Genomic DNA, 9,720 nt, shown 5'->3' with positions numbered 1-9,720 from the left:
CCAATAGTAGCGGGTATGTTTCACCAACCGCTGTTGCAAGCTGGTCAACGACCACGTTCCGATTCCCTTCGGTAGCACCAGCCGCCACCACAGATTGCCCAAGTTGGAGGCGATCACACTCAGCCACAACCGCACCGCATTTGACCGAAACCAGTGGCAGCTCAGCCGCGTCATCTTTACCGCCGGCCTGCCTTCCCTGGTCCACTGCCCGGTTGTCCCGTGCTTGCTGTAGAACCTCACCACACCCCCACGGCTCGGCAGTGTCAGATTGGTCAGGATGAACCCGATGCGCAAGAACAACCCACGGCATGACGCTTAACATTTGTCACCACCGGCCGCATCCTCAGGCCGGAAAATACTCCACTGAGCAGTCTTTGGTCCGACAGTCTTCCTTGTACATGAACAATGAATTGCCTAACTTACCTCCTATCCAGCTTGGGTACCGCAGATTTGGTTCGCAATAGACCGTCAGTCATTCTACAAAGTACGCCTGTCATATTCCCGGACAATGGACGATTGATTTAAGACAACTATCCACTGTTTTCCGAATACGGCGGCTCCCTGCAATTGATTCCTCGGCGATTCGTGTCCGGTTATCCACGGCTGCTTCGCTGTGTCGAGCGCCAGAGAGTCAATTTCAGATTCAATGGCGAATATCACGCCCGAATTCTCTCATGAGTTTTGAAAATCAGTCGTTTTCGCCGAATCCACGCTATGCATTTACCACACCATCGCCCTTTTAATACATGGTGTTGCAAGTATATTCTTGCCGCTACAACTGTAGTACTTGAGAACAAGTGATCTGAATCGAAGTACAAACAGACCATTGCCCAACGAGTCTGATCTCCCTTACTAAAAGTAGATGTTCGTACCTATCAACGCCTACCTGTGTCGTGGAAGCGTGATTTTGCCGGAAAATGGACAACCCGCCATTGAAGTGAAGGGAGTGAGAATGTGTACATATTAGCCCTCTTGATCGCGGCGCCTGTTTGTGCGTCTGCACTCAATAATTTGGGAGGATGGCTACCTTGTTCTTGACCGTGCGCTGTGATACGACGTTTCGGATAAGATCTTCAACGAATTTCTGCTGAGAGCTGGGCAACTAGAGATGATGAAATTGAAACGGGTGGTTTGGAAGCTGATGGCACTTTAACGCACGATCCAGGCGGGCTACGTCAGATTCGTCAGGAAAAACGAGTAGAAATGATCCGTTGCTGCAGGGGGCGAATTGAGCGAACCTTCATAAGTCGATGTGCATCGTGATGGCAATCAGCATTGGGTTGCGAGAGAGAGGCCACGATGGTAACTGAACTATGGGGAATCTGGACTCTGGGCGATGAAACAACGGCCAGTGTGTACCTTGCGGTCAGTCTGCTTCAAGGTGCTACCCTGATTGTCTCTCGCTTTGCTCCCTTCGGAGAACTTGTCTGCTTGTTGGAGATACTCTTAGGAGCAGCCACTGCAGTTATGGGAGCCAGTGGTGTCCTTATGTGTTTTGGCCGCGACGTTTGCAATGTTGATGCTTCTCCCATTGGCGAAGAATACAAATTGCCCGATGACGATCGGTGTGCTCGGGCTCCTTGGGAGGAAGATGCCGAAATCACTGTAAGGCTTGAGGAGGGATATCCTCGTCTTTTACATAGACACCGATGTATTGTGATAATCCAGGATTCTGGAAAAGACGCTCGGGAGAAAGGGCAAGAGGCATGGCATGTCGGAAGAGACCATGAACGGTGATACGCACCTGCGAGGCAGGAACTTTCGCGGCGCCACAAACTGTAGAGGATAGATAGATGGCCCGGTCACAGATCCCATTGATTGAGTGACCAAAGTCACTCTAGAGTATATTGCGATCTTTCTAAGCTGAGGTCAAAGGTAAGATGAGAAAAGGTGTTTAACGGGAAGAGCGTATTAGCTAACTTGCGGATTGGCTTTCTCGCAATTCACGCACCCGTTTGCTACCACGCTCTCTGAAGACACCGTACTCGGACGCAACACTCCAAGCACGAGGAAGGGTTGGAACGGTTGAGCGTTCATCTGGTCAATCCAAGCGACAATTCATTTGGCACCGCGGTGATCACGCCGCGCTGGCTCTTTGTTCTTGCGGCAGCCACGCCCCGGTCCGCGGGCGATCCTATCCTCGTCGATGAGTCGCTAGAGCAGATTCAGCCAGAGACGATTCAGCCGGGAGACATTGTGGGCATCAGTGTGCATACGGGCAATGCCCTGCGCGGCTACGAAGTGGGCAGGATGGCGCGCAGCCGGGGCGCATGGGTGATCTACGGCGGAATTCACGCGACGCTGTTTCCTGAAGAAGCGCTGGAACGCGGACAAGCGCACGCCGTGGTGACCGGAGACGGCGACGTCGCCTGGAGCAAGGCGGTGGTGGATTGCCTGGCGGGCAAACCGGAAAGGGTCTATGCAGGCGGGCGGATTGGCGGCGACGAGTTTCTGGCCGCGCGCTGGGATTTGATAGATCCTGAAAAATATATGTGGGCGTCGGTGCAAACCATTCGCGGATGCCCCAAGCACTGTTCCTTTTGCAGCGTGTGGCGGACGGATGGGCAAAAGCCGCGACAAAGAAAGTTTCAAAGCGTGATTGACGAGATCGTCACTCTGCGGCGGCTCGGGTTTCGCTTCATTGCCTTGGCCGACGATAACTTTTATCCCGTTACATTCACTGATCTGCGTCTGGCGCGCGAGCAGAACAACACAGCCAAAGTCGAAGAGCTGACGGCGATCCGCGCCGAGCGCTTCCATCTGATGGAAGAGTTGGCCAAGCTACCCAGAGACATGGTGTTCTACACGCAGATGACGATGGAAGCCGGCGAGGACGTTGAGTTTCTGGATGCAATGAAGAAGGCCAACATCAAAGGCGCGCTGGTGGGGATTGAGGCGGTGACGCCGGAGGGGCTCAAGGCGGTCTACAAGGACTGGAACCTCTCGGGCGACGCCATGGCCAGGCAATTGCAGACGTTCAAGAAGCACGGCGTGCATGTGCTGGGCTCGTTCATCTTCGGGCTGCCGACGGACAGGCCGTCTACCTTCGACGCCACGGTAGCGATGGCGCAAAAGGCGGGCATCACCTTTGCCCAGTTCGTGATGATGACGCCGTTTCCGGGCACGGTGGATTTTGGGCGCTGGGAGAAGGACCAGGCAGAGAACCCCACTATGGTTGGCGACGTGCCGATTACCCGCTACTGGCTGATTCCCACCGCGACCCGGCCCAAGATGTTTACACCGCATCCTACGATGAGTTCGGATGAGATTAGGGAGCGCACGCAAAAGGTGTGGGACAGGTTCTATAACTGGGGGGCTATCTGGAAGAGGTCTGCCTGCTGCCCGACGATCAGCTCCAGGATCGCCTTCATGTTTCTATCAAAGCTCTACCGGCAGATGTATGCGGGCACGGGAATCTCAACCGACAGCGCGCGCCGCAAGAAGTCGAAGTCCTGGGCCCGGTGGACGGCCCGGCAGTGCAAGAAACTCTTCCGGGCAAAACCGATGCCCGAGCTTGCATCCCGCACGTGGGAAGCGTGATTAGTGCCTTCCATCGGACAGACAGTGCTTACCGTGGCGATGGAGCGGAATCGGCCGGACCTTTTGTCGTGACCGGGTGAAGCCTTCTAGCGCCGCAACGATCCGGCCTCTCAGCGAAGGACTTCCTCCGCGTCATCTCCCTCGCCCGGCGCGAGGAAGAGGTTCGCTTCCAGGCCGTGCTGGCGGGTGTACAGGCCGTAGTAGCGACCCCGCTGCGCGAACAACACGGCGTGGTTGCCGCGCTCTACGATGCGCCCCTGCTCGACCACGAGAATTTGGTCGGCACGGCGGATGGTCGATAGCCGGTGGGCAATCACGAAGGTCGTGCGCCCCTGCATCAGTTGGCTCAACCCGGCCTGGATCATGGCTTCCGACTCGGAATCGAGCGAGCTGGTGGCCTTGTCAAGAATCAGAATGCGCGGGTCGGCCGAGGAGCCCGCGCAATCGAAAGCCGCTGCCTCTGCCCGCCGGAGAGCTTCGCGCCGCGCTCGCTCACGATGGTGTCGTAGGCTTCTCGGTACTGTTCGGCAAACTCGTCCACGCGCGAGGTGCGGCAGGCAAAGAGAAACTGCTCCTCGGTGGCATCGGAGCGCGAAAACAGGATGTTCTCGCTAAGGAGATCGCCATGACCGGAACTCCACTGACCGTTCGTGGAATCGCACTGGAACATCCGTCCTCAATCAGAGTTTTTGAGCAGTTTGGAATTGACTATTGCTGCGGCGGTTGCAGGGGCCGAGCCACATCGCATGGCATGCCACAGCCTCCACGTCGGGTAGCTGCTTCGGGCGGTCGGACTTCACGACACGAAATTTTATTATTCAGGCTGGCGATCTGTCGGTCGGTGATGTCGCATGGGTTGATGAGCGCGAAGTCGTGCAGGCGGGTGGCCACGTTGAATGAGTGGCCGTGGGAGGTGATGTCTCGCCGGACCAGAACTCGTGACAAGCCAAAGAGTTGGAGTAGTTGGCGTTGTGCCCGAGCGCGAACAGTCGTGGATCCGCACTTCGAAGTAGGCTCGCAATGAACCTCATTTTCCTCGGATGGCACATCCCTGCTGCCTACGACTTCGCGCTCGAGCACGAACGCTGGCACGACTTCGAACACATTTGTTTTCTCAGTTCGGCAATCCTCTTCTGGCGGCCAATCATCCATCCGTGGCCATCGCGTGTGCATCATGCTGGGTGGTTAATGCTGCTCTACCTGGCCTCTGCTGATATCGTCAACACCGAGCCCTCTGCATTTCTCGTCTTCTGCGACCGCCCCGTCTACAGCTACTACCTGAGGCAACCAAACCCGTTCCAGATATCCCCCATGACCGATCAGATTGTCGGCGCGTCATCATGCGGGTTATCGGCTCGCTGGTCTTTCTGGTGCCCGCTATCTTGATAGCGGTAAATCTTCTCCAACCCCAGAAGCTTTCCCGATCCTAGTTTGCTGCACGCCGATGCTAGGCACCGATCCTCGTGCGCGTCGACCTGAGGGCCGCGGTCAACCGAACTTCAGAACGCATCATATTGTTCAAAACTGCTGATCGGTTCTGCGACTCTGTGTCGTTCTCTTGCGCGCGAGATTGAGAGAATGGCAACACGTGGGCGGCTCAGAGATAACGTTGAGTATTTGTTGAAGAGTCTGCTTGCCAGGGCCACGAACCACTGGCAGACGAACATGCCCAACACCGTCTACATGGATCTGGCGCCCCATGCCAACCAGGTCACCCACTCTGGAATCTAGATGCCTGCCCAACGGGCTGCCGTACCACACCAGGTCTCTTTGCAATTTTCTCGTTCATCGCCGTGCTGTGTCTTCGAGCGGGTTCGGGAAAGTATCCGCATTGTCTTCGTCGCGCCGGTCTAAACACGCAAAATCCTTCTCGACAATCAGCTCAAGCGAAATCCCTTGCCCCAAATTAATTGATGCGTAGACTCCAACTTGGCTCGCATCACGCCACGAGTCGATGTGGATCTTGGAAAGCAGCACCGTCACATTCCCTGATTTATAGTCCACTGCGGTTCCGCCGCCATCAGCCGCGGCCTGCAACACGTAGGTCAGATTCGCGCCGGGTTCCGAAGAGAAGTGGATCGTCTCCTCAATTCGCTCGCCGCCGAAAAAATGCTCCACTTCACTGCGAGACACCCGCAAGCGCAATGAGTCTCCCTTAATTCGCAATTTCATCATTCCCTCTGTGAGTATCCAGGCGTGTTGCACTGATTCAACAATAGAACAAGTCAAACCGGGTGCATCGAGAATGAACGCACCCGGCAACGTCTCATAATTTTAAGCTCGCCGGCTACTTCGAAGCTTCAGATGGCGAAGACCTCTCAATCGCTGCAAGGAATTCTAGCTCAGTTCGCCGTCTGCTCCAATTCGATCGCGCGCGGAAAGAGAATGTTGTTTTCGAGATGAATATGCTGGTGAAGATCCTGCTCGAATTCCCTCAATCCGTCGAAAAAAGCGTGATAAGTAGGGCAGGCATCCTCCGGAGTGGTGAAGTGGCTGCTTAGATTGCTGATTTCTGCGATTAGCCTCCCCGCATCGTCGTGCTCTTGCGTCATCATTGCAATCGGGTTTGCGATCGTCCCGAAACAATTGCGTGGCTTCGCGCTGCCGTTAGCCAACGCTCGCTCAAGGCTCGCCATGTACGGAAACAAGACCGCTTCCTCTTTCGCGAGGTGCGAGGTCAGCTCTTCGTCGAGCTGCGCCAGCTTAGCCGCAATCACAGGTAGCTCGGTGTGATTTGAGCCGTGACGATTGACAACCTTCTCTGCAAGCAGCGCCAACCTCGGCAACTCACGTTTTATATAGGCGTGGTGCGTCGTAACAATGTGCGAACTCAATCTCTCTAATGACTTGGATGCCCAGTCTTCAACCTCCGGGCGCGGACCCTTTTCCGCAGCTTCCAGCGCAGCGATCACGGCGCCGATTTCAAGATTTCCCGCAGTGCATGCTTCCGCAAGGGGCTTGCGGCCTCCGCAGCAGTAGTCAATTCCAAATTGTTCAAACACCCGTATGGAGGACGGATGCTCGAGTGCGATTTCGCGAACGGTCTGTGTGGTAGCGGTCATAATGATCTCCTTGATGCCCAGCTTAGAAGCATGGCGGCTTGTGCCACAGCGACTTTGGTCACTCCAATCGACAAAAACAACGAATGCGCCGATTCTCCAGGCCTGTAACTTAAGTCGCTGCCACAATAAAGCCTCGCACGTACTCTCAATCTGTATTTCAATACAACACACGGAGAAATCTCATGACGTTTTTTATAAGAGGCCCACAGCCCACGGCAGGCCACGACTTTTGTAATGGGAAGCAGCCTGGCACTGGACGCCGCTTCTCACTTTTCATACTCGCAGTTTTCCTCTCCGCCTGTTGTGTTTTGCCAGCAGACGCACAGACAGGTCTGTTTTCTTCGTGGGAAGGGCGTGTACGCAAGACCGTGGCTGGGCAGCCTGCATGGGCGGTTCCCGTCATCACTCCCACCTCGGGGCTCGTGCAGCTCGCACGATTTGATGCCGTGCGCCAAATTACAGCAACCCACACGGAGACCTGGAATTACGGGAACAGTAAGGGATTCGACCTGATCCCCTGGTACAAGATAGAGGTGGATGTGGCATTACCCGCCTACATAGAGCACAACAGTGCGGCTCGGGACGGCGCGGGCGATTGGCTCTTGTCGCTCAAGTACCGCTTTCTGGCTGGGGACTCTAAGCACGGGAACTATTCCCTCAGCGCTTCGGTGACGGGGACGGCGCCTACCGGAAGCTACAAGAATGGCAGCCCGGACGGCTCTGTAGCACCAACAATCTATGGCGGCAAGGGCTACGGTCGGTTTGACGTTCAATCGAGCCTGGCAGCCACACTCCCCACAGGGGATACCGCGACTACAGGCCGACCGGTGGCCTGGAATACTGTGGGGCAATATAGGGCTACTCGACTCCTATGGCCGGAAATCGAAAATAATTCGACGTTTTACCACGGAGGCCCAAACGACGGAAAACTTCAATCCTTTGTGACACCTGGGCTCATGGTCAACAAGATCCCGCTGAGCAGGGCGGCCCAACAGCCGCCTGGCCTTCATCTTTGGAGGCGGCTTCCAGATCGCCACATCGCAGTTTCATAGTTATAACCATGCTTTAGTCGTAACCGGACGCATCTCATTTTGAGAGTGCAGCACAATTCGGCTGTTCGTCGCTCCGCCCACCACGAAAGATTCAGCAGAGGCGGGGAAGAACCTGAGTTTCGCCCCGCCTCTGCCAACCTATTTTCTTCGCAGGCCAAATTCCCGTCCGATGGTCGCGAGCGTCTGTGTGTCTAATGTTTGCGCTGCAAAAGGAAACACGATGGTCTCTTCCACGTGAATATGCTTTGTATAGAGGTCTTTAAGCTGACTGGTTTCCGAAGATAACTGGCTTTCACCCGCCGCGGACAATACGCCGGTAGATATCCAGGTTGTGTAGAACTGCTCGATCGACTTGTGCAGTCGGCTTGCATCACGATGCTCCGATTGTAGTTGCGCAATCGACTCAACCGCAGGGATGGACTTGCCTCGCAATCGCGGGAATAGCGACTCTTCTTCGTCACTTGTATGCGTTTCGCCCCCGTGTTGAAAGTAGTGAAGAGCCTTCTGAACGGCGCTGACCTCTTCTTCGGTCAATTCTCTGCCGCCAGCAAGCTGAACAACGTTGCAGAGGATGCCAATGAACTTTTCGATTCTGCGATGACAGTCAGTGAGCATTCCAATCGGATTATCGAACCCGCTATCCGGCTTCGCGCCTATTTGTATGGCCATGCCCTTTCCTTCTTTCTGTCCGTAGACTCATGCTCAGATTCATGAAATAACTGGTCTTGAAGTTTGATTCAACCCTACATGATTCACGCTCGCCGCAGGACGTGAAGGGTGGCTGCACGTGCAGCCTGAAGTGGCGGAACGAACCCCTTCGGGACATAGACACAGCACGGTTCTTCCGCATTTGGATTCCCGGTCAGTGAATAGGCGCGAGCACGCGATCCTCCACAAACTTCTTTGAATTCGCATGCGCCGCACTTTCCTTCGAGCCTGGATGTGTCGCGCAGGCCCTGGAACAGGGGTGAGTCGCGATAAATCACAGCCAACTCCTGAAGGCGAATGTTCCCGCCTGAGAGTGGAAGAAAGCCGCTTGGAAAGACCTCGCCGGTATGCGAGATGAATACGAAACCCTTACCATCATTGAGCCCTCGCGGGGCTCGGCCGATAGCGTCTGCCGCCTTGTCCGGGTGCAACTTCGGCGCCGAGCCCGCTTTGCGTTCAGCTACTCCCTGCTGCAATATGAACCTGCGGTAGTGCTGCGCCTCCGTGGTTTTGATATCGAAGTTTGCTTTCTTCGAGAGGTCATAAATCGTCGCAAATACTTGCTCGAACTCTTCGGCATTCAGCAGATCGTTCAGTTTCCCTCTTCCTGTCGGAACCAGGAAGAAAACGCTCCACAACGTAATCTTCAGGCTGTCCATCAACGCGACGAGATCATCGATTTCTGCGATATTCCGGCGACTGAATGTCGTGTTGATCTGAACCGGCAGACCGATCTCATTGGCCCAACGAACCGCGTCCAGCGTCCGGGCAAATGACCCGCTCATTCCCCGAAACGCGTCATGCGTCTCCGCGCTTGCGCCATCCATGCTCACGGCCAACCTGGCGAGTCCAGCCGTCTTAAGGCGAACAACGACCTCCCTGGTCAGCAGCGGTGTCGCACTCGGTGTTAGCGAGACGCGAACTTCCACGGAACGCGCATAGTCGATTAACTCAAAAAGGTCCGGCCGCTTGATCGGGTCACCTCCCGTCAGGACGAAGACAGGAACTTTCAATGCCGCAATCTGGTCGATCAAGTCCTTGCCCTCCTCTGTGCTGAGCTCCATAGGATGCCGATCCGGCTGGGCAGAGGCACGGCAATGGACACATGCGAGATCGCAGGCTTGGGTTACTTCCCAAATGGCGATGAATGGGCGTTCGTTGAAATCGACCGTACTGATGAGCGGATTCATTGTGCTATCAGACAACAGTACCAACGCCGAATGCAGTGACCAAAGTCGCAGGCTGTTAGAATTCGTAGGGTGAACAGCCAACGCACAAATCTCGCCTCCGCCCTCGGCAAGACCCCACTTTTGTCGAACTTATCGCCCGTCGAGCTGGAAACCCTCGCCGTCCGCACT

General features: G+C 55.4%; 10 protein-coding genes and 1 pseudogene. 5 read left to right on the top strand and 6 right to left on the bottom strand.

From position 1 onward, the window contains the following. A partial coding sequence (locus tag VMU57_RS16825; RefSeq protein WP_325385496.1) for a transposase occupies positions 1 to 300 on the bottom strand: 300 nt, incomplete at its 3' end. Between the two features lie 1,716 nt (positions 301 to 2,016). Between VMU57_RS16825 and VMU57_RS16820 the strand changes: the two genes are divergently transcribed. Further along, positions 2,017 to 3,540, top strand: coding sequence for a radical SAM protein (locus tag VMU57_RS16820; RefSeq protein WP_325385494.1), 1,524 nt, complete (start codon positions 2,017 to 2,019; stop codon positions 3,538 to 3,540). A 110-nt stretch (positions 3,541 to 3,650) separates the two neighbouring features. Here the strand turns inward: VMU57_RS16820 and VMU57_RS16815 are convergent. Beyond that, a pseudogene (locus VMU57_RS16815) lies at positions 3,651 to 4,156 on the bottom strand (ATP-binding cassette domain-containing protein); the annotation flags it as partial. 9 nt (positions 4,157 to 4,165) lie between these two features. On the opposite strand from VMU57_RS16815, the gene VMU57_RS23145 reads away from it, so the two are divergent. The 3 genes from VMU57_RS23145 (at position 4,166) to VMU57_RS16805 (ending at position 5,271) form a co-directional block, all read left to right on the top strand. After that, positions 4,166 to 4,564 (top strand): DUF542 domain-containing protein, encoded by a 399-nt coding sequence (locus VMU57_RS23145; protein ID WP_414648669.1) that lies wholly within the window; start codon positions 4,166 to 4,168, stop codon positions 4,562 to 4,564. Continuing rightward, positions 4,561 to 4,926 (top strand): cytochrome c oxidase assembly protein, encoded by a 366-nt coding sequence (locus VMU57_RS16810; RefSeq protein WP_325385492.1) that lies wholly within the window; start codon positions 4,561 to 4,563, stop codon positions 4,924 to 4,926. The genes VMU57_RS23145 and VMU57_RS16810 overlap by 4 nt, the downstream gene beginning before the upstream one ends. 192 nt (positions 4,927 to 5,118) lie before the next feature. Then, entirely contained in the window at positions 5,119 to 5,271 is a 153-nt protein-coding gene (locus VMU57_RS16805) for a hypothetical protein (RefSeq protein WP_325385490.1), read from the top strand. Between the two features lie 54 nt (positions 5,272 to 5,325). Here VMU57_RS16805 and VMU57_RS16800 read toward each other — a convergent pair whose 3' ends face one another. Both VMU57_RS16800 and ric read right to left on the bottom strand, forming a co-directional pair. Further along, the gene (locus tag VMU57_RS16800; protein ID WP_325385488.1) at positions 5,326 to 5,715 is read right to left on the bottom strand and encodes a DUF7009 family protein; all 390 of its coding nucleotides are present in this window, start codon (positions 5,713 to 5,715) and stop codon (positions 5,326 to 5,328) included. Between the two features lie 167 nt (positions 5,716 to 5,882). Further along, entirely contained in the window at positions 5,883 to 6,602 is a 720-nt protein-coding gene (gene ric, locus VMU57_RS16795; RefSeq protein WP_325385486.1) for an iron-sulfur cluster repair di-iron protein, read from the bottom strand. 368 nt (positions 6,603 to 6,970) lie between these two features. On the opposite strand from ric, the gene VMU57_RS16790 reads away from it, so the two are divergent. Beyond that, positions 6,971 to 7,654: a transporter gene (locus VMU57_RS16790; RefSeq protein WP_325385484.1), complete on the top strand. Its 684-nt coding sequence runs from the start codon at positions 6,971 to 6,973 to the stop codon at positions 7,652 to 7,654. 138 nt (positions 7,655 to 7,792) lie between these two features. Here VMU57_RS16790 and VMU57_RS16785 read toward each other — a convergent pair whose 3' ends face one another. Then, a complete protein-coding gene (locus tag VMU57_RS16785) occupies positions 7,793 to 8,323 on the bottom strand; it encodes a hemerythrin domain-containing protein (RefSeq protein WP_325385482.1) in 531 nt (176 codons plus the stop codon). 83 nt (positions 8,324 to 8,406) lie between these two features. Further along, positions 8,407 to 9,552, bottom strand: a complete 1,146-nt coding sequence (locus VMU57_RS16780) for a TIGR04053 family radical SAM/SPASM domain-containing protein (RefSeq protein ID WP_325385480.1) — start codon at positions 9,550 to 9,552, stop codon at positions 8,407 to 8,409. Between the last annotated feature and the right edge of the window lie 168 nt (positions 9,553 to 9,720).

The organism is Edaphobacter sp., from assembly GCF_035532915.1.
Lineage (GTDB): Bacteria > Acidobacteriota > Terriglobia > Terriglobales > Acidobacteriaceae > Edaphobacter.
The sequence above is the reverse complement of the archived record's forward strand: the minus strand, read 5'-3'. Positions and strand labels throughout refer to the sequence as shown.